This is a genomic window from Streptomyces composti, assembly GCF_012034205.1.
GTDB lineage: Bacteria > Actinomycetota > Actinomycetes > Streptomycetales > Streptomycetaceae > Streptomyces > Streptomyces composti.
Map to the genome: position 1 here is coordinate 1 of NZ_JAATEM010000040.1, position 20776 is coordinate 20776.

Sequence of the window (20776 nt, forward strand, 5' to 3'; positions counted from 1 at the left end):
GTGGGGCCGGCCGCTGCGCGCCCGGCTGGCCGCGCGATGCGCGGCCGGGCCGCTCGACTCCTGACGGTGCAGCTAGTCGGGCCTCCAGTACGGGAGTTGGGGGAGCGCGGGGCGCTCCCGGCGGGTCCGCTGCGCTCCCCCGCCTGACGGTCCTTCCGGCTGCGCCTCCAGAACCGTTGGGGCCCGCTGGCGCGGGCCGGGCTGGCTACGAGGGGAGGGGGGTCGCTCGTTCGTGTCGGGTTCCAGTGTACCGCGTGCATCAGGTTGATGCAGCATGTACCGTTGGCGGAAACACGAGACACCCCCCCAACCACCCGGGTAGGGCGCGGCTTTTGATAGCTCGTCACCAGCCCTATTTGACCCGCCCATTGGGTGAGGAATTACGACTTGGGAAGCTGCGAACCTGAGCCACAGAACGGTACCTCGGATATGGGAAAGTTCGAATTCCGACCTACGGAGGTACCGGAGCCGCCCGGCCCCCAGGGCCGGGCGGCGGAACCCATAACGAAGGCCGCCCCCGTCTTCTGGTGCTTGTTCGTCACGGTCGACACCACCCGAGACTCAGAGCCGTTGGTGCCGTCCACGACCGGTACTGGGCCGCTGACCCGCACGCGAAGCCGCCTGAGCCACGATGGGGTCCGACGGTCCGTCGGACGCAGACCTCAGCCACTGATATATACGGAGATCAAAAAACCGCAGGTCAGAGCGTTGCCGATCGCGAGATCCGTACCGGCTCAGGGGACATAACGCGGCCGATGTGTACCGACTGAGGGGGCAGATCGACACCTCAATGTCAACTGGAGGCGACACGTTTTCGCGCCACGTGTCAAGTAGAGGTGACATCAGAAGGCGAATGTGTCGCGCGTGGGGACCGTCGGGCGGGGAGGGGGGAGATCTGTCCCCCCTGGGGGGACACAACTCGTGCGGCATGTCGTGTCGAAGCGACATCAGTGTCAAGCGCAGGTGACATACTGCTGCGCGTCCGTAGATCAACAGCTGGGAGAGCAGCCTCGTGTCGACAGAGCCGCAGCGTCGCCGTACGAGCGCCCCGGGGGCGCCGCAGCCGAAGCTGCCGCTGGATGATCCGGCCGACGCCTGGGATCGGCCGCTACGGCCCGTCAAGGACCTGGACGACGTCGCCCGCGCCTACCCCGGCCGCAAGCTCACGCTGGACAGCGAGCGCAAGCCGCTGGAGTTCTACGGGCCGCCGGACGAGCCGAACGCCTTCTCCATGGACAGCCTGGAGTTCTTCCTCGTCATCGCGCAGTTCTTCCGCGAGGCGTTGCCGCTGCGGCTGATCCTGCTGATGATCGCCTGCCAGAAGGCCGGCGGGCGGATCCCTCTGACCCAGGATGAGATGGCGCACGTCCTGGACGTCGCGCGCACCAAGGTGAACGAGGCGCTGCAGGAGGTCATGTCCCACGGGATCGTGTTCCGAGTGAAGCGCGGCGTCTACCAGTTCAACCCGCCGTACTCCTATCGGGTCGCTGAGTTCATCCCGGGCACGGAGACCATGGACGCGCAGTACATCCGGGTCGACCAGCACGAGACCATTGCCAAGATCCGGTCGGACGAGAGCTTGCCCGACCTGGTGCGCTTCCCCTCGCTGGAGCGGATGCGCCAGGAGATCGAGCGGCTGCGCGAGGAACGGGCGAAGATGCGTGCTGAGCGCCGCCGGACGCGGGTACAGCAGAAGCAGAAGGAGGCCGAACAGTGAGCGGTCTGCATTTCGCCGCAGTCAACGCGGAAGGCATCGTCGCCGACCTGGACCTGCTGCCCGCGGCCTACCGCGTGCTGCTGAAGATGCGCGCCCACAGCGAGCCGGGCGGGCGGATCGAGGTCGACCAGGTCACCCTCGCGCAGATGCTCGGCCTGAGCCGGGCCGCCGTCAACGCGGCGCTCCGTGACCTGGACCTGGCGCAGCTGGTGAAGAAGAAGCGGGCCGGCGTCTACCAGATCAACCCCATGCTCGCCGCCTACCTCTCCCCCGAGGACGCCGTCGCAGCCGTCAAGGCGATGCCGAAGAACGAGCGCCTGAACTCGCCCGGATTCGTGGAGCGCTACCGCATGGCCGTCGCCGCCTACCAGGACCAGCTCGCCGAGAAGCGCCGACGCCGTGAGGACACCAAGCGACGCCAGAACCTCAAAGCCGTGTCCTGACCCGACCATCCACTCCGACAGGACGGCGCTGCACCCACCGGTGCAGCGCCGTCCGCGTGGGGCGCGATCTTTCACCTCCAGAAAAAAACCGCAGTTCAACGGCTCACGACGCTGACTATCGGTAGCACCAGGTAAACCGGTTTGTTCTAGTTCTCCAGAACAACGCGGCGGTTCGATCGCGGGTTGCTGCATGCAGCAGCCGTGCATACATCGCGCGTGCAACACCGCAGACCTGCGGTGTTATGCAGCAGGCGCAGCACCCCCTGCCGTTGCCGGGCAGCAGGCGCCTGCTGCGAGCAGCACGCCTTCGAACAACGGGCAGCTGCTGCATGCCGGAGCCCGCCTGCTACACGAGCAGCACCCATGTGCCGCCTGGCGGGACGCTGCTGCACGCCGGCCCGCGCTGCGGGATGCAGCAGACGGCCTTGCACCCTTCACCACCAGGAGCAGCAGCCGGTGCAGCAGCGGTTGCTGCACCGTGCAGGCCGCCGAAGGTGCAAGGCGTGCTGCTGCCTGTTGCAGGCGTGCGCGTAGCAACGGTTGCACCGGGGCCCCTGAGCCGTCGTGCGAATGCTGCGCTGGGAGACGTCTTGCACCCCAATAGGGGTTAGTACAGGTAGTACCTATGTGCGGGTTGTTCTTCCTTCCCCCTGAGAGCACAGCTCGGTCCGGGAACGGATGGGGAGACCTGTGGAGACGAGGACTTGGCGGTGGCCTGCCGGGACCGGCTCCCCTTGGGGCGACGACACCAAAGGGCGCGCGAGGCGCTGTACGCCGCTGTGAGCGCCTGGGAGGCCCTTGATCGCCGCTCGGGAGCCGCAAGGGCGTCAGAACGCCGCAGACGGCCGCACAGCGCCGGGAAGGATCATGCGCGCGGCACGGCGACCAGGGGCGTCGGCTCAGGTGAGAGACAGATGGCGGGTGCCCGCGCGCGAGCTGTTGCTCTCAGGGGGAAGGAAGAACAACCCGCACATAGGTACTACCTGTACTAACCCCTATTGGGGTGCAAGGCCGTGCTGGTTGCTCCGGGCCGGGGCGCGGGCACGGGCCTGCAACGCGGGGTGCAACACGCCCCGGGCCTGGCTGTGGGTGCGTGTTGCCGCAGGTCAGTGCTGCAACGCGGCCTTTGTTGCACCTGGATGTTGCAGTGGGTGTTGCGGGGGCCAGGCCGTCGGTTGCGAGCTCCAGGGCGACTGACCCGCGGTGATGGGTGCAAGGGTGCAAGGCCGGTGCGTCGCACCGGCCTGGTCGGGCTAGACCTCGATGTAGGCGACGACCACGACGGTGCGCAGCGCGGTGACGAAGTACAGGACGCGGACCTGTTCGACGTCGTCGGTGTACTGGCGCAGCTGGGGGCCGGCGGTGTCGCCGGGGATCGGCTCGCCGACGTCGGGGTCGACGGAGACGACGACCAGGGCGCGGTCCAAGGCGTGGATCTCCGCCTCGCTGGTGATGTTCTCCAGCTGCTTGGCGGCGGAGTCGGAGAAGGCGATCCGGGCGCGGCGCGGGCCGTGCTGCGGGGCCATCAGGCCACGGCCGGGCGCTGCGAGGCGAGCCGGGCAAGGTGGGCCTCGCGCAGCTCCTCCCATGGCGTGCAGTCCTCCACCGACGGCAGGCCGTTGGTGGCGATGTCCTCCAGGACGGCGGCGAGCTGGTCGGCGTTCTCGCGGGTCTTGGCCGCGTATGCGCGGACCGCGTCGGCGGCCGCGGGCTCCAGCTGCTGCCGGGCGTGGTCGGCGGGTGCCGGCTGTTCGCTCATCGAGGGCTCCGTGGGGCGCGGAACGGGCGTGTCTCACCACGGTATCGGCCGCCCCGGGTGCTGGGGACCACTCCGGACGAACCGGCCTGTGCGAGCGGGTGGGACCCAGGTGGACCCAGCTACGATCCCCGTTCGCGTCTACCAGGGAAACACCGGTCTCGGGACCCAGGGACCCAGGTTCTGGGGCGGCTGCTAGATCCACCTGGGTCCCGGTTGGCGATGACACAGATCAGCTGATCAGTGACACAGGCAGGCGTGTCCACCTGGGAAAACAGGGAGTTGATGACACAGGTCGTCCGGACTGTTCAGGAGCGGACGGTAACCGGACCCGAGCCGTGTCATGCTGATCAGGCAAGAGGCCCGGATCGGGGTCCGGGCCCGTGTTTCCGGGCCGAACCGGCCGCGTGACACCCCGCCGTGACAGCCGGACGGCGTGCGTGACACCCCCTGGGCGTGACAGCGTGACAGTCACCTTCCGTGATCGTCACGGGCTGCACCTCCCAGGTACGTCACAGGGTCACAGGTCATCTCCCAGGAACGCGTCTGCCAGGGAAAACGGCCTCCCAACCTCTCAGGCATCACAGGCATATCGGGCATTTCCGGCTCCCAGGCTCCCAGACCTGTCACAGGTCTCACAGGGGGATCTGGGAGCCTGGGAGGTTGCAGAGGGTGAGATCACAGGAGGGCCGGGCGGGGGCAGCGGCACTGCTCGCAGTCGGCGCAGCCGGCGCACTCCATGCAGAACGCGCGGGGTGTCCGCGGGCAGTGGCAGATCGGGTTGAAGTTGGGGTCGTCCTCGCCGGGGTAGTACGTCTCGCCGACCGGCGGCTCGGTCCACGCGTAGACGGTGCCGTCGGCGAGCAGCTCCTCGAAGCGGCGGCCGATGGGGCTGGACTCGCGCCTGACGGCGACCACCTCGGGCTCCTGGTCGTGGGTCATGCCGGGCCCCCGTCGGTGCCGGCCGGCTCGGTGGCGGCGTTCAGGAGCGCGGCGAGGTCGGCGGTGGCCTCGGGTTCGGCGGTGGCGAGCCGGGCCGCGAGCGCCAGCTCGCCGGGCGCGGCGGCCGGAACCAGGCGGGCGAGCGCGGACAGCAGCGCGGCGTGCGCGAGGACGGGCTGCGGCAGGAGGCCGGCGGCGGCCTCGCGGGCGGCCGGGTCGGCGTAGTGCCCGCGGTGCGCGGCCAGGGCGCGGGCGAGCCAGGCGTCGACGTCGGCCTGGACGTACGCCCCGGCGCGGCGGGTGAGCTCGTCACGGGCGGCTTCGTCGCCCTCGCGGGGCTCGGCCTGCTCCAGCGTCCCGAGTTCGCGCAGCGCCTGGAGCTCATCGGCGCGGGCGGCGATCCGGGCGGCTTCGCGCAGCTCGGCCTCCCGCGCGGCGGCGGCCGCGGCTTCGGCGGCGAGCTCGGCCTGGACGACGTCGTCGGTGTCCGGGTCGTAGACGGTGCCCGGCGGCGCGGCGGCGAGCAGCTGGTCGATGCGCTCCCACTCCGCGAGCTCCGCCGGGCCGCGGACGTCGTCGGCCAGGTCCTCGTGCCGCGCGTTCTGCCGTGCGTCGAACCGGGCGTCCTCGAGGGCCGCCGCCACGGTGACGGCGTCCACGCCCTTCGCCCGGCGCCGGACGACGCGGCGGCCGATGCGGGCCGGGTCGACCGGCTCGCGGGGCGCGGCGACGCGCGGGGCGAGCGGACTGCGGCCGGTGCGCCGGGGCGGCCAGGGCGTGGTCATCATCGGCCTCGCATTCGTGGTGTGGATTCGGGAGCGGGCCGCCGCCAGAGCGCTGTACGGCGACCCGCCGGATTGCTTTATAGCAGGCCCGTAATTCGACCGCGTCAGAATAGGAACTCGATGGCCTGCACGTGCGTAAAATCCGCGCGCAGGCCATCGGCTCGGGTGCCCCATTCCGTGAAATACGACTCGGTGATGGCCTCCGCGACGATCGGATGCAGGTCCTCCTCCGTCGCTCCGGCCTCCTGTAGCTCCAGGATCTGCTTCGCGTAGGTGGGTGAGATCGGGGTGGTGATGGTGCGTATCCGGCCGTCGTCCGAGCTGCCCGTGCACGTGAATCCGAAGTACGCGGTCACCTCCACCATCATCCCGCTGGAGGTGGACGCCCGTTCGCGCGCCTGTGCCCTGACCTGCGGTTGCCACTCGGATTCGGTCTCCTCCACCAGGGCGGCCTGGAGGCGCTTCTGCGGGGTCGTCAGCTTCCCGGCGCGGTAGCGCTCCACCGTGCGCCGCGAGACGCCCAGGCGCTCCGCCAGGGCCTTGGTCGACCCCTTCGCCCGCGTGAGGAGGAATTTCACCTGAGCCTTCGCGGATTTCGGCGCGGGCCGGGTGAACACCTTCCGCTCCGCCCGTACGAGGGCGTCCAGGACCTTCCCGCGACGCGGCGTCGGCTGCTGCGAGTCGTGCTGATCATCCATGGGAGAAGCGTCCGTCAGGTCACCTGTGGACAGATGACGGCGAGCGCACCCCCGCGTCGTACGGACGGCGCTGTCGAAGGGTCGAACTACTGTTGGGCCGTGACGACGTACGCCTATCCCGACGATCTCCTCAAGGCGCAGCAGGCCCTGAATGAGGTGCGCGCCAGCCTCAAAGCCCTGGTCAAGACGCTGCCGTACTCGGTGGAACCCATGGAGGCGTGGGAACGCCCCGACGGCTACTGGCTCGCCACGTCCCGCGCGTACCCGGACTCGCCAGGCTGGTCGGAGCAGGAGAAGAAGGAAGTCGCCGCGCTGCGGGAGAAGGAACGCGACCTGACTTCCGTGATCCTCACACACCCGTTCTGGAGCGAGGTCGACGCACCCGCGCGGCCCGATGCCCGGTCCCAGCTCAAGCACGCCCTCGAACGCGAGGACGGCGAGGGCCAGGAGGCGGCGTAACCGTGGCGGACACGCCGCACGAGCCCCGCCCATCACCGTGGTCCTTCCCGATGGCCAGGAGGTCACCGGCCGCCTCCAGGAGCGCCAGCAGGTCCCGGACACCTGGCTGTACAAGGTGGCCGTCCCGGCATGGCAGAACACGCCTGAAGGCCGGGTGGAGCCCGCCTGGTACGTGGTGTGGGTCAAGGCCCCCGACCACGTGAAGCCCGTGCCCGGCGTCTCCTACGAGGACGTCCCCACCACCCGGCTGTCCCCGCCGCCGGCAGAACGCGAGATCCTCGGGCCACGGCGTCCGTCCGGCTGGGTAATGGCGAAGGCCGGCGGCCGTGGGTCCGGCCGGGGCGGTGTTGTGCACGCCGTTGACTGCGACGAGGCGCCGGCCGGGGCGCCGGTGCTGACGCTGGAGCGGGCCTTGGACGCAGCCGAGCAGCCGGGAGTGCGGCTGTGCTCGCTGTGCGGCGCCGCCGCAGAGCTGGATCCCGTTCTTCAGGGCTTCGACCGCGGTTTCGAAGAGACCTGAGCGGCAGGTCAGCGGCGGGCGACGGTGTAACCGGCGTCGTTGACAGCGCGGGTCCACACGTCGCGGTCGAACCACTTGGTGATGTTGGGCTGCAGCTCGGTGATGGTGCGCATCCTGGCTTCCCAGTCGTGTCCGGCCGGGCCGCGGCTGCCGTCGCAGCCGGTGCAGCCGTCTTCGCCGTGGATGTGGCCAGCCATCCAGGCGTTGACGGCGACGTTGATGATGACCGCGTACAGGTCGCCACCTGTCTGGGCCAGGGAGTCCGGCACCCCGGCGAGGACCAGGGCGAGCTCGGGGTTGTCGATCGGCGGCATCGGGGCCTGCCCGACGCCCTTCTCGCTGCTGCTCTCCTCGTAGGAGGACTGGCTCTGCGCGAGGCGGTCGGCGAGGGCGGCGGCGTCGAAGTACCGCCAGGCGGAGCGCGTCTGGATCCCGAGCCGTTCGGCCACGGTGCTGATGTTCTTCTCGATCACGTCCTCAACCGTCGCCGGCGCGAGCGTCACCCCTCGGTGGGCCAGCTCCGTCAGCGTCTGGGCAACGGCTTCCTTGAACGCCTTCGTGTTCCGCACGACTGCATCGTAGGCGCGCTGGAGCAGCCGCCGGACGGCTTCACTCGCATCGGCCCCGCAGGAACGCGCAGCGCAGGGCGAGTTGTCAGTGGCCGCTGCCACCATCCGGTCATGCCTCTCGTCACCCGGGAGCGAGCGCGCTCCCTCTTCGCGGACCTGACGCACACCGCCGCGGTCCCGCTGGATCCCGACGTGCTCCTTCACATGCCACGCCTGCGGCAGCACGGCCACGTCTTCTTCGGTGACATAGCGGTGCGCTGCTATAAGCACAAGGCGCGCTGGATGTACGACGAGCGGGACGTCCGTGCCGCCGGCCAGGCGCTGGCGGACCTGCACGTGGACCTGGGCGACGTCGTCGACGTGCAGCTGCCCGCGTACCGCGACATCCCGGAGCGCGACCCGGAGGAGTGGCACCGGCCCGACTGGCGGCGCACGCTGATGTCGTGGATGGTCGAGCGGGCCCGCTTCAAGCTGGTGCAGGAAAACCGTCCATATGAGGAGTGGGGTGACTGGAGGGCCATCGGTGACAACGGGCTGCCCGGAGGCCTGACGTGGGAGGAGTTCGTCGCCTACAGCAGCCAGGCCCGGCACCTGCAGAACATCGCCGGCACCCGGCCCCTCCAGCTGCTGGCCTGGAACGGTGAGACCTGGCTCCTGCCGCGGGCCTACACCGAGCTCCTGGACCGCTGGGAGCAGCGGGAGGGCGAACTGGTCGACCAGGCCCGGCTGTGCCGCTGCGGAGCCCAGGGACCGTACTCGGGAGACTGGAGGAAGAACACCCGCACCGGGTACGTCACTCTGTGCCCACCGTGTGCCGGGGAGTCCAGCCAGCTGTACACCGGCCACCTGCGGGGCGTGCTCTACGACGCTCACCGCCGGCGCGGCACCCGGGCAGACGACTACCTGTGCCGGCTGTGCAAACAGAGCCCGGCCGCGGCGTGGGACCACTGCCACGAGCACGGATACGTCCGCGGCCCGCTGTGCGGCAGCTGCAACACCCGCGAAGGAACAGGGCTCCCCTACCTCTTCCTCCGCCTCGAAGGTGCGGCGCTGCATCTCCTGGAATGCCGCGGCTGCCTCGAACAGCGGACCTTGCCGCGCCGATTCCACACCGCCGTCGTCCGCGCGCACCTGGAGCAGACCGAGCGTCACGGGCGCTGCCCGCGCGAGCCGTACACCCGTGAGGTGGAGCACGACCACGGTGTGCGCCGGTTCGAGCTGGAATGCAGCGGATGGCACGCCAGCCGGTGGACAAAAGACGTGACAGCGCCCGAGATGGCCGCGCTCGTGCGGGCCTTCGTCGACGCGGCCCTCGCCGCACGGGAAGGCCAGCCTTCTCCCGGTCCGGCCACGGGCACGGGGTGACCGGCACCCGGCAGCGTCGTTGAACACGGCATCGCGTGCATCACCATCCGACCCCCCGCGGATACGCGAGCGAGCCCCAGACCAACTCGGTCCGGGGCTCGCGGGCTGTTCGGGGCGCGGCCTTCTACAGGTCGAACTCGAGGTGCTCGATGTCCGTGAACCGGACCTCCTCGAGCTGGCCGGCGCGGCGGCCGTTGTCCTGGAAGTACACCTCCTTGAGCCCTTCGGCTGCGATCTCCCGCAGCTGCTGCTCGGTGGCGCCCTGCTCCTGGGCCTCGAAGAGCCGGGCGGCGTAGCGGGGCGGCAGTGCCACCGTGAGGTGGCGGAGGCGGTCTTCGTCGGTGGAGCCGATCGGCGCGGTGTAGCCGATCCGGGCGCGGGTGTCGACGACGATGCCGCCGGTGGTCGCCGCCCTCTGCCGGGCCTTGGCGCGGATCTGCGGCTGCCACCGCTTCTTCACCTCGCGCTCCAGGCGCGCGGCGAGGTCGGGGCGGGGCTTTTTGATCTGGTCCTTCACGTACCGCTCGACGGTGCGCTGGGAGATGCGCAGCATCTGGGCGACCGCCTTCGTGCCCTTGAGCTGCTTGACCAGGTACCGCATCTGCGCACCCGCGCTCTTGGGTGCGGGGCGGGTGAACGCCTTCTGCACCGCGGCTTCCAGGCCGTCCCCGAACAGGCTCATCGTCGCCCTCTCCTACTCTCCGTTGTCGACGTCGGTGACGGTGCCGTCCTTGATGTACCGGGCGAGGTTGAGCTCCGGCGCGTTGAACCGCTCGCGGACTTCCTCGCCCCACAGGACGGTCTGGGTGCCCTCGTGCTTGACCAGGCCGGGGTTGATGCCGAGCTTGAAGCCGCCGGGCAGCGGCTTGCCGTCCCGGTAGGGCAGGAAGTCCAGCGGCGACGTGCCGTCGGCGGCGTAGACGACGCAGTCGGACAGGATCGCGACGGGGTACTGGCCGGTGAACGCGGCGTGCTTGACGATCTTGCGGTGCAGGTTGATCCGGGTGCGGGAGATGACCGCCGCGCGGATGTCCGGCCGCCACGTCGGGCGGGACAGGGCGCGCCACGGCTCGCCCGGCCGCCAGCCCTCGCCGCGCGGGCGCTCGCGGAGCTTGCCCAGGCCGCCCTTGACCGTCGCCTTGATCGCCGAGACGACGATCGCCAGGTCCGGGTCGCGGTCCTTGTAGCCGTCCATCGCGGCGAGGAAGTCGGCCGGCTCCATGTCCGCGTGGACGCCGAGGTCGGCCATCGTGGCGAGGTAGGCGTCACGGAGCCGGTTGTACCAGCCGTCCAGGTAGCGGCCGTTGTCGTACCGGACCCACGCCTCGATCGGCCGCACCTCGTAGCCGAGCTCCGCCGCGTACGCGACGGTGGGCGTCGCGTACCAGGCCGGCCCTTCCGGGCGCTCACCCTTCGGCGTGAACGGAGAGGGCAGCAGCGAGCCGTCCAGCTCCACCCACTCCTTGCCGACCTTCACCCGCGACAGGTCGACGTGGGACAGGTCCACCAGCCACGAGCCGGGCAGCTTCGGGTCGAACGCGGGGGCCTTGACGTGCGTCGCCTCACCGAGACCGACGTTCAGACCGTTCGCGCCGGCGGCGAAGGCCATGTTCACGTCGATGCCGACCAGGTGCCGCAGGGTGCACTCGGCATCCGTCATCGGCCGCGCCCAGTCGTACGCCTCCTCGAACAGCTTCTCGCCGGGGCCGCGCACGTGGAAACGGGGCAGGTCCTTGAGGACCGGGTGACCGTCGGGGACCTCGCACGGCGGCCAGTTCATCGGGTCGATGGCGTCCTTGCCCAGCGAGCCGGGGTTGTGCTCGGAGTGCCGCTTCCCCGTCGCGTCCGGCTCGGAGGCGCGCGTCGGCGGGTGCAGCGCGGTCATCAGCTCCAGGCCGGTCACGGCCGTGGAGCCGCGCGGCGTCATCACCCGCGAGGCGTACACGCCCAGGACGCGGGCGAGCTCCGCCGGCGGCAGCTGCCCGGCCTCGCCCCAGTGCCGGGAGTCGAGCGCGTTCCAGGAGGGGATGCAGAGCTGGACGCAGGCCCGCTCCGAGCCGGTGGCGGGGCGATAGATCCTCGCCCACGGGCCGAAACCCCTCTTCGTCAGCTTCCACTCCGCGCGGGCCAACTGCTTGACGACCTTGTGGCCCTCCGGGATCCGCCCAGCGTGCTTCTCCTCGTCAGTGAGGGTGACGGGCAGGCCGTAGCGCTCAAGGGCGGCCTCGGTGAGCACGAGCAGCGGGTCGGCGTCCTTGCCCGGCCCGGACAGCTTCGGCTGCCCGAGCTTCGCCTCCTTGAGCGTCCACTCCACCAGGGACGGCAGGGACTTGGCGGGCACGTCCAGGACCAGGCCGCCGGTGCAGTACGCCAGCACCTGCCCGTCCTCGACGTCGACGACCGCCAGAGGCCCGTTCTCGAACCGCGGGTCGGCGCCGCCCGCCGGGGATCCGGCCGGAGCCGCCTTCTTGGCACCCGGGCGGCGCGACGTCGACGACGGCCTGGTGGTGCGCGCCGGACGTGGCGCGGCCGCCGGAGCAGCGGTGACAGGGGCAGGGGTCTGGATGTTCTCGGTTGCAGTCATGGCCGCAGCCTCGGACCCCTCCCCTGTGGACAGAGTCCGCGCTCCCGCCGGGTCGGCGCGCCCCGCCCGGCGGGGCGCGCCGGGAGTGGGATAGAGGGAGTTGACGATCTCTTCGATCGCAGCGTCCGGAACCTCTGGCATTTCGCCTGCCGGGTCGGGCGCGCCGGTGAACGTGGCGGGCACCGGGGCAGCCGGCTCTTGCGGCGTTGCAGGTGCCGGGTAGAGCTCCGCGAGCTGCCGCAGCAGCCGGGCGTACGCCTCACGCTCCGGGCCGCGCGGCTCGGTCGGCTTCTTGACCGACTCCCAGCCGGACACCGTGGCCCGGCGCACCTTCAGCGCAGCGGCGACTTCATCCAGCGTCAGGCCGTGCGCGACCCGCAACCGCTTGCGCTCCTCCGCTGGCGGCAGCGGCGAGCGGGACGCGACCAGTGCGTCGACCGCGTCGAACAACTCGGACATGGAACACCTCCTGACCGACATCCTACCCCAAGAACCGTACGCATGGCGCACATCCTCCGTACGAATGGCGTACGAACGGCGTGCGGAAGGGGTGAGGATGGTCCTGGCCAGGGAAGGGCTGGAAACCGTCGCGTCACCCCAGGCCCCGGTGGGGAGATATGGGCGGTCGCATGCTCGGAGTAATCAGGGGGTCACGTGGGGTGGAAAGACGCGTTCGGCGACGCCATGAAGGAACTGGAGGCGATACGACAACAACTCGCACGTCTCGATCGCCTCGATGACCCGACGGTCGGGCTGACCGCACTGCACGGTGACGTCACGCAGAGCCGCCTGAAGATCCTGGAACAGCTCCAGGCGGGCGTCACCGGATTGCGTGAGGAGAACCGGGAGGTCCGCCGCCGGCAGGACCGGATGATCAGCGACCTGAACGAGACGCGAGGGGAGCTCCGGCAACTCCTGGACCTTGTCGACGTTCTGCGTCCCTTCGCGCCGCCCGAAGGGGCAGGTGACACGTCCGGCCAGGGCACGCAGACCCATCCCGAGGGGACTGCGCAGCCGCCCGAACCCGAGGCCGGCCACGGCTCGACCGCCGGCGCCGAAGGTCATCCGTCCGTCTCAACCGACACCAACTCCCAGGGGGGAACCATGGAGAACACCGGGCACCGGCCGCAGCCCGAGTCCAGCGAGGACCAGGACCTCGCGCTGAAGCGCGCCATCGAGGCCGCCTACCAGGGCACCGGCACCTCCGCCGACCAGCCCTCTGCCGCCACGCCGCAGGCCGCCGACGCGGAGGATCCGCGGGTCGCCCACGGCGTCCTGCTGCTGAAGGCCGCCGGTGTGGCCTCCGCCGAACTGATCGCGCACCGCGACACCTGGGAGTGGCTCGCCGCCCTGGCCGTCGACCACAGCCACTTCCGCACCCCGCCCTCGGTAGAGGACATCAAGGAGGGCCGCGTCCAGACCGTCCTGTCCGGACGCTCCCTCATCGCCCTGCTCATCGAGCTGTGGAACACCCGCTCCACCGCCACCCCGCTGCAGGGCGACTGGGCACTGGCCATGACCACCTACAACCGCATCGCGGCCGAACTCACCGACGTCACCGGACAAGGCGAGACCATCCGCATCGTCCTGGACGACGGTCTCCCCCACGAGGCCGGCGACTGACCGGCATCTCACCGAGAAGCAGACGACGGCCGCCCAGGTCGGTCCGGGCGGCCGTCGTCACGGGCTGGAAAGCGCGAGGGCCGCACGGTCAAACCGTGCGGCCCTCGACTGACGTCTGAACCCTGGGGGTATGGCCTGCCTTCTTTCGAGGGCTACCAGGGACGATTCCAGGGTCTTCGTCGCCCAGTGTACCTACGATTGCCCCACCATGCACAGCACGCCGCCCACCAGCATCGAGCCGCCCGACGACAAGGCCGTCATCGAGCTGATCAGCCCCGACCGGCTGAACCCCTACCTGACCGCCTGCGCCGGTGACTCCACCGCCGCGCTCGCGCTGTACCAGTGGAACAGCGACCTCGCCGCGGCGTTCTTCGAACCGCTCGGGCACCTGGAGATCATGCTGCGCAACGCGCTGGACGCACGGCTCGTTGCCCGCCAGCAGCGCCGGGGCCGGACCACCGAGTGGTACATCGACAGGCAGGTCCCCCTCAGCGGCAAGGCCCGCGGCGACATCGCCCAGGCCCAAGAGCGCGCTGGGCGGGGCGGTGCTGCGACCACGCCGCGCGGGAAGGTCATCGCAGAGCTGAGCTTCGGCTTCTGGCGCTTCCTGCTGGCCCGCCAGTACAAGACCAACCTGTGGCCCGACCTCGCGGGCGCCTTCCCCTACGCCCCCAACCGTGCCCTGACCACGGTGGAAGACCCGGTCAAACGGCTGCACAAGTTCCGCAACCGCATCGCTTACCACGAGGGGATCTGGCACCTGGCCCTCGAAGCCCGCCGGGACGACATCCAGACCGTGCTCGGCTTCATAGCGCCAGCCGCCGCAACGTGGGTCGCCGACGCCTCCCGCATCGACGACGTCCTCGCCCGCCGCCCCTGACGCCTCGAGCTCACGCGGTCCTGCCCAGCGTCGTCGGCTGCGGGACCGCGGCCGCCATCCCGGCCTCCCTCGCCGCGCGCTCCGCACGGGCCCGGCGCAGGGCTGCGGCGTGGGAGACGTCGGCCTGGCGGCGGCGCTCGATGCGGGCCTGCTCGATCGGGGCCGGCTGGTCATCGGCCACCGGCTCCGGCTCCGGGAAGGCCCGGAGGCTGAGCGCCCGCATCGCCGCGGTCTGCCGCTCCACCGCCTCCGCGATCGAGGGGTCGATACGGCTGGGAGGCGCGACGGCCTGGTGCGCGGCGAGGGCCTGGTGGAAGCCCGGCGAGGCCATCTCGCGCGTCTTCACCGGGGCCGGAGGAGCGTCCGGTGCGGTGACCGGAGTCGGTGCGGCGGGCCGGGAGCCCGGGGCGGCGCCGACGGCCAGGACCCGGACACTGCGCACGGCGTCGGTGCCGGCCGACTCGTTGGCCGCAGCGACGATCCGGGCGCTGATCAGGCGGAGCTGGGTGGCGTAGGCCGGGGAGTCGGGGCGCAGGTCCAGCTGGCCGGTCTCCGGGTGGAAGGCGACGGCCTGGACGTGGTCGGGAAGCTGCGGGGCGATGGCGGCCGCGATATCGGGCCAGCGGTCCAGGACGGTGCCGCCGGCGGCCGGGACGTCCCAGGCCCGGTCGGCCATCAGGCCCTGGAGTACTGCGGCGACCCCGGCCGGCTCCCGGCCGTCGCGCTGCACGACCCGGGTCCGGCGGCGGCGCGGGGCGCGGGCCTCGCTCTCGCCGCGCTTCCTGGCGGCCTCGCGAGCGGCGTGCAGCGCAACCCGGGCGAGGTCGACGCCGGACAGCTCCGGGCCGTCGGCGGCGGGCTGCTCGATGGGGGTGATCGTCTCGGTCATCTCGGCCTCCTACCGGCGTCCGTACGTCATCAGCGAGCTGCGGGCGCCGCTCGCCAGCTGCAGAGCGCGGCGCACCAGGTCGGCGCCGTAGAGCTGCTCCGCGGTCTCGCGGCCCATGGCGTCGACCGCCACGGTGATCAGCGAGGTGTCGCCGACCATCAGCCGCTGCCGGGCCTCCGCACGGGCCTCGGCCACCACGTCGTCCTCGAGGCCGCCCACGCCGGACACCTCGGGCAGGGCCTCCGTGTCGGGCGCGGCAGCCCGGGGCTTGGGCCGGAACGAGGCGGCGAACGCCTCGTTGACCTGCCGCTGGACGGCGCGGCTGGTCGGGGCGTCCCAGTCGCCCTCGTAGCGCTCGGTGCGGGCGCGGACCTGCTGGATGCGGTGGCGGCGGGCGGCTTCCTGGGCACCGCGCCACTGCTCGACGGCGTCGGCCCGCTTGGCCGGGGTGTCCAGGACCGTCTCCGCACCGGCCAGCAGCACGGCAAGCAGACCCGAGCCACGGCGGACCCGGGCCGCCTCGCCGCGCAGGTGCAGCCAGCCCTTCACGTCGGTCACGGTCCATCCGGCATCAGCCACGCCCCGGGCCACCCAGGCGATCCGGGCCACCGAGCAGCCGCGCAGCCAGTCCAGCTCCTGGGTGAGCTCACGGGCCAGCTGGAAGCGGCGCCCGACGACGTTCAGCTTCCGGCGGCCGCCGGCCTTCGCCTTCGACTTCTTCGGGGTGGGGGACTTGGCATCCCCGCTTGCGAGCTTGCTCTCAGGGGGGAAGGAAGTACCACCCGCAGAAGAAACAGTTGAGGTACCGACCTGCATTGGGGTGCAACGGGCCTCATCCGAAACAGCCGTCACAACCCCCTGCTCGGCACCCTTCCGGGCACCCCTCGCCGGGGCCTTCGACGACGTCTTCGAGCGCGGCTTGCGCACCTTCCGCGACGCCTTCTTCGCCAGTTTCGCCATCAGCTCCCGGCCGGACTCCGCGATCCCGGACGCCGCCCGCGTGTACGCCGGAGCGTCCTCGTCCCGCTGCACCGTACGGATGCCGAGCGCGACATCGAACTCCACCGGGATCATCCGCGCGAACTCGCTGGCCTGCGCCGGGCCGCCGGACACCCGCGTCCCCTTGACGATCCACGCGAGCAGCCCGGCCTCCCGCAGCATGCCCAGGTGGTACTCCACCGACCGCTCGGACAGGCCGGTGCGCCGCACCAGGTACTCGATCCCCGGACGGCACGGGAACAGCTCCGCGAGCTCCTGGGCGACGCGCACGGTCGTCGTCCCGAAGGAACGCGGGCCGTGCGACCGGTGCCGCCGCGGCTTGTAGAGCCCGGACCCGGCGACCCAATGGACCGCCTGCATCCAGGAGTAGCCGTCCGACGCGATCCGTCCCGACGACGTCGACAGCCACTGGCTCGCCTCCGGCACGTACAGGCCAGGCAGCACGGAGACGTCGTCGTCGACCGACGGACGCGGAGCGGGCAGCGTCACGGCGGCCGGTGCCGCCACGACGCTCATCGGCCCGCCTGGAGGAGCGAGTAAGAGATCATCTCGGCAGCCATGCGCAGGTTGCCTGTGGATGGCTGCCGAGCAGCGGTGAGACCCCTGATCTCTCCGGCCTGGCGGGCAACAACTTCGGATCGCGTCCCGCCCCACGGGACGCAGCCCCGGAGCACCGCGGCGGCTGGCGCCGCCAGGTGGACAGGGGACCCCCTCTCGGTGAAGGCGTCGGGGACCGGGGACGGTGTGACACTCCACTCCGAAGAATCTTCGTGACTAATGCCCTGAGCAGGGCAAACAGGGCGTGCGAATCCCGTCACGCGGGAAGCGCGGGAGGCTCGAACCGGTGTGAATCGGGCACAGTCGAGCTGACAGGGGACACCGATCTCGTGCACTATGGCGGGGACACCAACCTTCATATAGATCGCCCCGACCGCGACCAGGCCCCCGCCAAGGGACCCGACCACGGTCGAGCGTTCTGTACGGACGGAGCCCCGAGCACCGAACGGCCTGCCAAAGCCGTCGGAACCCGGGGTGACGCTGGTGGCTCAACAGAGGCCCCCTGCCAAAGGGGCTCCTGGAGAGCCGGGGTAGCCCGCTTGCCAAAGCGGACCGGGTGGAACAAACCGCCTGCCAAGGCGGGGTGTTACGAGGAATGAAGACCCAGCTCGATGAGCTGGAGCCCAGAACCGGCGCCAACCGGGGACTGGGCGGCCGACCTGATGGTCGGCGAGACGGGCCGCGCGGGCCACAGTGGATTGCAGTCCACCTCATTCGCACGCGCGGCCGATGACCTAGGTCATCCCGACCCCCTTTCGGAGGTCGGCGTCGTGCTGCCTGCATCCAGCTCAGCAACGTCGGGGAAGCGCTCCGCGAGCCCTTTGAGCAAGTGGATGTAGACCGCGCGATGGGGTCGCCGGGGGTGGGTCTGGCCTAGCTCCCAGCGGGCTACGGCCAGGCGTTTCACGCCCACAGCGTCCGCGACTTCCTGCTGGGTGAGTCCCGCAGCGAGGCGCAGCTTCTGACGCACGTGCGGCGACGGTAGGACGTCGTCAAGGAGAGCGTTGACCCGCTGCATGGGATCCGCGTCGGACATGCCCCAACCTCTCATGATCACTGGATCCGTGAAAGATACACCACGGGATCGATCTTGGCTAGCGTGCAGTGATACGCCGATAGGGCGGTGGGCGTCAAGCTTCAGCATGGCTTTAGGACTGAGGCGTAGTAGGACGCGAGCACAGCTTCCGCCCCAGAGCCCTGCGCCGTCGTGACGCGTTGGAACTGGGCCGACCTCAAGTCGCCGGCGACCCGGATCCGCGGGTGCTGTTTGTCGGGAGGGCAGTAGCCGTCCTCGCTCGAGGCGAGGCCGTCCAAACCTGCTGGCGTGTTACCGAGGTTGTTCAACACCGTCTTGGCGACGTAGGACTTGCGCTCCCCCTGTCGGTCCTTGACCTGCAAGCTCCACTCGTCTCCGTGGGCCATCTGCGACAGGACAACGTGAGAGACGGGCACGATGCGCACGCGCTCGACCCCCGCGACCTCTGCGATCTTGTAGTCATCCGCCGGCGGACAAAGGACATGAAGCATCGTTGAGGAGTGCGGGTGAGTGCGGAGCCATGTCCCGAGGGGACGGTCTCCTCCGAGAACATAGGTCCGGCCCGTTAGGTCTGCAGGCTCGGTGCGCCACAGCGGAGGCACCGACACACCTGTGGAAGCGCTGATCCAGTCGGCGTCGGGCGGAGCCAGGGCGGCCACGCCGGTGGCGACCACGATCAGTTGTGCACTCAGCGCGCGTCCGTCCTCGAGTACGAGCTCCGCCCGGTCGTCGTAGCCGGTGACGCTGACCGCACGGCCCTGCACGACGGAGCATCGGCCAGCCCGCTGTAGGCGGTCCAGGTCGGCGGCAAGGGCTTCAGCAAGTTGCGGGCCGCTCGACCAGTTGCCGGGGACGTTCTCCAGTGCCCCGATGACATGCAGCTTGCCTCCTACTGAGTCAGCCTCCACGACCACCGTTCGAAGGTTCAGGCTGGCCGCCATCACCGCGGCCGCCACGCCTGACGGGCCGGCACCGATCACCAGGACATCTGTCTCGTGCGGTGTGCTCATGCGTGGGCTCCCTGCGTTCCGCTGATTCGGGACAAGACAACCTCGCTCGTGACCAGTTGCTCAGCGCCGATGTTCCGGGCGGCGAGTAGGAGAGCGGCGTCGTGGTAGCGAGCGCCGCCGGTAGAGGCACAAGCGTCGGTGACAATCCATGGCCGGTATCCGGCCTGATAGGCGGCAACAGCGGAGTCGTATACGCACGCATCCGTGTCGATGCCGCACAGCACCAGATCGGTCCAGCCCGCCTCGTGGATGGTCCGGGCGCCCTCGGGGGTGAACACTGACGCCTGGGGCTTGTCGATGACCGCGGCGGCGGTGGCAGCGAAGGGGGCCAGGTCAGCAACGAGGGCTTGTTCCTCGGGAGTACGCAATCGCGTCCATCCCGTGATCGTCTCGTACGGCGATCCAGGCTCGTTGTGGAACCGCGACAGTACAACGGGAGCGCCAGCTGCTTGCCAGCCCTCCACCAGCCGAATAACCGCAGGGATGACTCCACGGCTGTGCTGGTTGACAAAGCCCTGCTGCACATCGATGACCAGCAGCGCTGTCGATCGAGGGTCCACCCACTCCGCCTTCCACATGGCCGTCACGGATTGCTCTCTCGGAGAGCGTCCTGGGCGGCGCGCAGCCGATCAGGAAGTTCGCTGGTGGCCAGGATGGCCTCGCGCATCACCCGGTGTTGGGCGGTCTCAGTGGGGCGTGCGGTAGTGAGCCGGAAGTATGCGCTGCGCAGAAAGCGCCACCCGTAGGCCGTCGGCATCACTGGGTCCTGGCCGTCTTCGATTATGTGCAGGATGTGCGACGAGAGGGCCCAGAGGGCCTGTACGTCGAGCTCAAGGGCCACGATCTGGCTCATGGTCAAAGCCCGCTCGTCCGACTGCGGGTGATAGGCAACCCCCGACCAGCCGACGACGCCGCGGGAGACTCCACCGTCGAATGTCACGGCCTCCGGGTGAGCCCAGCCCTCACGGAACTTGGCTTCCTCTACCCCCGGCCCGAGCGGTACCACATCTGCTGGATTCTGCCGATTGACCAGCACCGATGGCGTAGCGAGCAGCTGGAGAGCCGTATCCAGGCCAGCATTTGACCAGGAATGCGTGCGGAGCTCGTAGGCCGAAAGCACGTACTGCGGAACGAGCGACTGGGCAGGCTGGTCCTTGTCGTCGCTGTGGCGGGCCAGCAGGTGGGCCATCCACTCCCCTACCCAGCCCGGCTCCTTCAGGTAGGTGCGGTAACGCCACAACGCCAACTCGGTCAACGACTCGAGGCGGTGGTGCTCCTCGAGATGCACCACCGCGACACCGCAGGCGTATATGTGCACCGTCGACGACTGCGCGGAGTGGTGGTCAGCCGGCAGGACTCGCTGCTCCAAGCCGCCGGGTCCAGGCTCGCTTGGCGAACCCGCAGCGTAGAGGGGCGCACTGCACTCACCGAGGTACACCGGCAAGAACTTGTGGGAGACGACCGTGCACGGTGCCGGACGCGCTGCCGACTCTGCGTTGAGGGGGGCTGCCGTTCCACGCAGCGCTGCCAGACGGAGGCTGAACGCCTCCTGCTCAGCCGGGGTGCACTGGAGGAGCGCCGTGTCCAGGATCTGCGCCATCTGGGGACGGCAGACGCTCGTCTTGTTCCGCTGCCAGTTCGAGACGGTTCGAGGACTGATGCCGAGGCGACCGGCGAACTCGCGCACAGACGCTCGCATCACCGACCGCAACAGCAGCGCCTCCTCACCTGTCCACCTGTCCACAGCGATCACTACACACCCCCTTGGCGGTCACCTTCCAGGTATCAACGGCCCAATTGCCACGCTGTTGCTACACCACTTCCACGGCCGGACATCTCGCTCAAGGTCCCAGGTGCGGATGCTGTTTCTTGTTGATCCACACCCGCAACTCCGGCCGGAGGAACCATGGCGAGTCCGGGCACACCCCAGTGCCGCGCCCGCG

22 protein-coding genes are annotated in these 20776 nt (G+C 70.1%); 7 read left to right on the plus strand and 15 right to left on the minus strand.

Going from position 1 to position 20776, the window contains the following annotated elements; translation table 11 throughout:
• Positions 1 to 1012: 1012 nt before the first annotated feature.
• Positions 1013 to 1717 carry a hypothetical protein gene (locus HCJ93_RS26375; RefSeq protein WP_167998331.1) on the plus strand — a complete coding sequence of 235 codons (705 nt, stop codon included), beginning with the start codon at positions 1013 to 1015 and terminating at the stop codon, positions 1715 to 1717.
• Positions 1714 to 2160 (plus strand): helix-turn-helix domain-containing protein, encoded by a 447-nt coding sequence (locus HCJ93_RS26380; RefSeq protein WP_167998332.1) that lies wholly within the window; start codon positions 1714 to 1716, stop codon positions 2158 to 2160. Before HCJ93_RS26375 ends, HCJ93_RS26380 begins: the two co-directional genes overlap by 4 nt.
• A 1253-nt stretch (positions 2161 to 3413) precedes the next feature.
• On the opposite strand, the gene HCJ93_RS26385 is transcribed toward HCJ93_RS26380, so the two are convergent.
• From HCJ93_RS26385 to tpg (HCJ93_RS26405), 5 genes are all read right to left on the minus strand, one after another.
• A complete protein-coding gene (locus HCJ93_RS26385) occupies positions 3414 to 3686 on the minus strand; it encodes a hypothetical protein (protein WP_167998333.1) in 273 nt (90 codons plus the stop codon).
• On the minus strand, positions 3686 to 3919 hold the full coding sequence (locus HCJ93_RS26390) for a hypothetical protein (RefSeq protein WP_069776379.1): 234 nt from the start codon (positions 3917 to 3919) through the stop codon (positions 3686 to 3688). The genes HCJ93_RS26385 and HCJ93_RS26390 overlap by 1 nt, the downstream gene beginning before the upstream one ends.
• Before the next feature lie 675 nt (positions 3920 to 4594).
• On the minus strand, positions 4595 to 4858 hold the full coding sequence (locus HCJ93_RS26395) for a hypothetical protein (protein WP_167998334.1): 264 nt from the start codon (positions 4856 to 4858) through the stop codon (positions 4595 to 4597).
• Positions 4855 to 5643: a hypothetical protein gene (locus tag HCJ93_RS26400; RefSeq protein WP_167998384.1), complete on the minus strand. Its 789-nt coding sequence runs from the start codon at positions 5641 to 5643 to the stop codon at positions 4855 to 4857. Before HCJ93_RS26400 ends, HCJ93_RS26395 begins: the two co-directional genes overlap by 4 nt.
• Before the next feature lie 104 nt (positions 5644 to 5747).
• A complete protein-coding gene (gene tpg / locus HCJ93_RS26405; RefSeq protein ID WP_167998335.1) occupies positions 5748 to 6341 on the minus strand; it encodes a telomere-protecting terminal protein Tpg in 594 nt (197 codons plus the stop codon).
• Positions 6342 to 6440: 99 nt separating this feature from the next.
• Here tpg (HCJ93_RS26405) and HCJ93_RS26410 point away from each other — a divergent pair, with 99 nt between their 5' ends.
• Both HCJ93_RS26410 and HCJ93_RS26415 read left to right on the plus strand, forming a co-directional pair.
• Positions 6441 to 6800, plus strand: coding sequence for a DUF8825 domain-containing protein (locus HCJ93_RS26410; protein WP_167998336.1), 360 nt, complete (start codon positions 6441 to 6443; stop codon positions 6798 to 6800).
• Positions 6801 to 6837: 37 nt separating this feature from the next.
• Positions 6838 to 7320 (plus strand): DUF6233 domain-containing protein, encoded by a 483-nt coding sequence (locus HCJ93_RS26415; protein ID WP_309141509.1) that lies wholly within the window; start codon positions 6838 to 6840, stop codon positions 7318 to 7320.
• 8 nt (positions 7321 to 7328) lie between these two features.
• Here the strand turns inward: HCJ93_RS26415 and HCJ93_RS26420 are convergent, their stop codons facing one another.
• A complete protein-coding gene (locus HCJ93_RS26420; RefSeq protein ID WP_309141510.1) occupies positions 7329 to 7889 on the minus strand; it encodes a hypothetical protein in 561 nt (186 codons plus the stop codon).
• A 111-nt stretch (positions 7890 to 8000) separates the two neighbouring features.
• Here HCJ93_RS26420 and HCJ93_RS26425 point away from each other — a divergent pair, with 111 nt between their 5' ends.
• Positions 8001 to 9254, plus strand: a complete 1254-nt coding sequence (locus tag HCJ93_RS26425) for an endonuclease domain-containing protein (RefSeq protein WP_167998337.1) — start codon at positions 8001 to 8003, stop codon at positions 9252 to 9254.
• Between the two features lie 124 nt (positions 9255 to 9378).
• Here HCJ93_RS26425 and tpg (HCJ93_RS26430) read toward each other — a convergent pair whose 3' ends face one another.
• The 3 genes from tpg (HCJ93_RS26430) to HCJ93_RS29725 all read right to left on the minus strand — a co-directional run bounded on the left by tpg (HCJ93_RS26430) (position 9379) and on the right by HCJ93_RS29725 (position 12903).
• Complete coding sequence (gene tpg / locus HCJ93_RS26430; protein WP_167998338.1) at positions 9379 to 9936, minus strand: telomere-protecting terminal protein Tpg; 558 nt, start codon at positions 9934 to 9936, stop codon at positions 9379 to 9381.
• 12 nt (positions 9937 to 9948) lie between these two features.
• On the minus strand, positions 9949 to 12297 hold the full coding sequence (gene tap / locus HCJ93_RS26435; RefSeq protein WP_167998339.1) for a telomere-associated protein Tap: 2349 nt from the start codon (positions 12295 to 12297) through the stop codon (positions 9949 to 9951).
• A gap of 183 nt (positions 12298 to 12480) precedes the next feature.
• Positions 12481 to 12903 carry a hypothetical protein gene (locus HCJ93_RS29725; protein WP_240967884.1) on the minus strand — a complete coding sequence of 141 codons (423 nt, stop codon included), beginning with the start codon at positions 12901 to 12903 and terminating at the stop codon, positions 12481 to 12483.
• A gap of 39 nt (positions 12904 to 12942) precedes the next feature.
• On the opposite strand from HCJ93_RS29725, the gene HCJ93_RS29730 reads away from it, so the two are divergent.
• Together HCJ93_RS29730 and HCJ93_RS26445 are read left to right on the plus strand one after the other, a co-directional pair.
• Positions 12943 to 13461 carry a hypothetical protein gene (locus HCJ93_RS29730; protein ID WP_240967885.1) on the plus strand — a complete coding sequence of 173 codons (519 nt, stop codon included), beginning with the start codon at positions 12943 to 12945 and terminating at the stop codon, positions 13459 to 13461.
• A gap of 208 nt (positions 13462 to 13669) precedes the next feature.
• Positions 13670 to 14341: a hypothetical protein gene (locus HCJ93_RS26445; protein WP_167998340.1), complete on the plus strand. Its 672-nt coding sequence runs from the start codon at positions 13670 to 13672 to the stop codon at positions 14339 to 14341.
• 10 nt (positions 14342 to 14351) lie between these two features.
• Here HCJ93_RS26445 and HCJ93_RS26450 read toward each other — a convergent pair whose 3' ends face one another.
• The 6 genes from HCJ93_RS26450 to HCJ93_RS26475 all read right to left on the minus strand — a co-directional run bounded on the left by HCJ93_RS26450 (position 14352) and on the right by HCJ93_RS26475 (position 20586).
• Complete coding sequence (locus tag HCJ93_RS26450; RefSeq protein WP_167998341.1) at positions 14352 to 15230, minus strand: DciA family protein; 879 nt, start codon at positions 15228 to 15230, stop codon at positions 14352 to 14354.
• Between the two features lie 9 nt (positions 15231 to 15239).
• Entirely contained in the window at positions 15240 to 16745 is a 1506-nt protein-coding gene (locus HCJ93_RS26455) for a serine/threonine-protein kinase (RefSeq protein WP_167998342.1), read from the minus strand.
• Positions 16746 to 17526: 781 nt separating this feature from the next.
• Entirely contained in the window at positions 17527 to 17823 is a 297-nt protein-coding gene (locus HCJ93_RS26460) for a helix-turn-helix transcriptional regulator (RefSeq protein ID WP_167998343.1), read from the minus strand.
• Positions 17824 to 17924: 101 nt separating this feature from the next.
• A complete protein-coding gene (locus tag HCJ93_RS26465; RefSeq protein WP_167998344.1) occupies positions 17925 to 18833 on the minus strand; it encodes an NAD(P)/FAD-dependent oxidoreductase in 909 nt (302 codons plus the stop codon).
• On the minus strand, positions 18830 to 19420 hold the full coding sequence (locus HCJ93_RS26470) for a cysteine hydrolase family protein (protein WP_167998345.1): 591 nt from the start codon (positions 19418 to 19420) through the stop codon (positions 18830 to 18832). Before HCJ93_RS26470 ends, HCJ93_RS26465 begins: the two co-directional genes overlap by 4 nt.
• Positions 19417 to 20586, minus strand: coding sequence for a helix-turn-helix domain-containing protein (locus HCJ93_RS26475; protein ID WP_167998346.1), 1170 nt, complete (start codon positions 20584 to 20586; stop codon positions 19417 to 19419). Before HCJ93_RS26475 ends, HCJ93_RS26470 begins: the two co-directional genes overlap by 4 nt.
• Between the last annotated feature and the right edge of the window lie 190 nt (positions 20587 to 20776).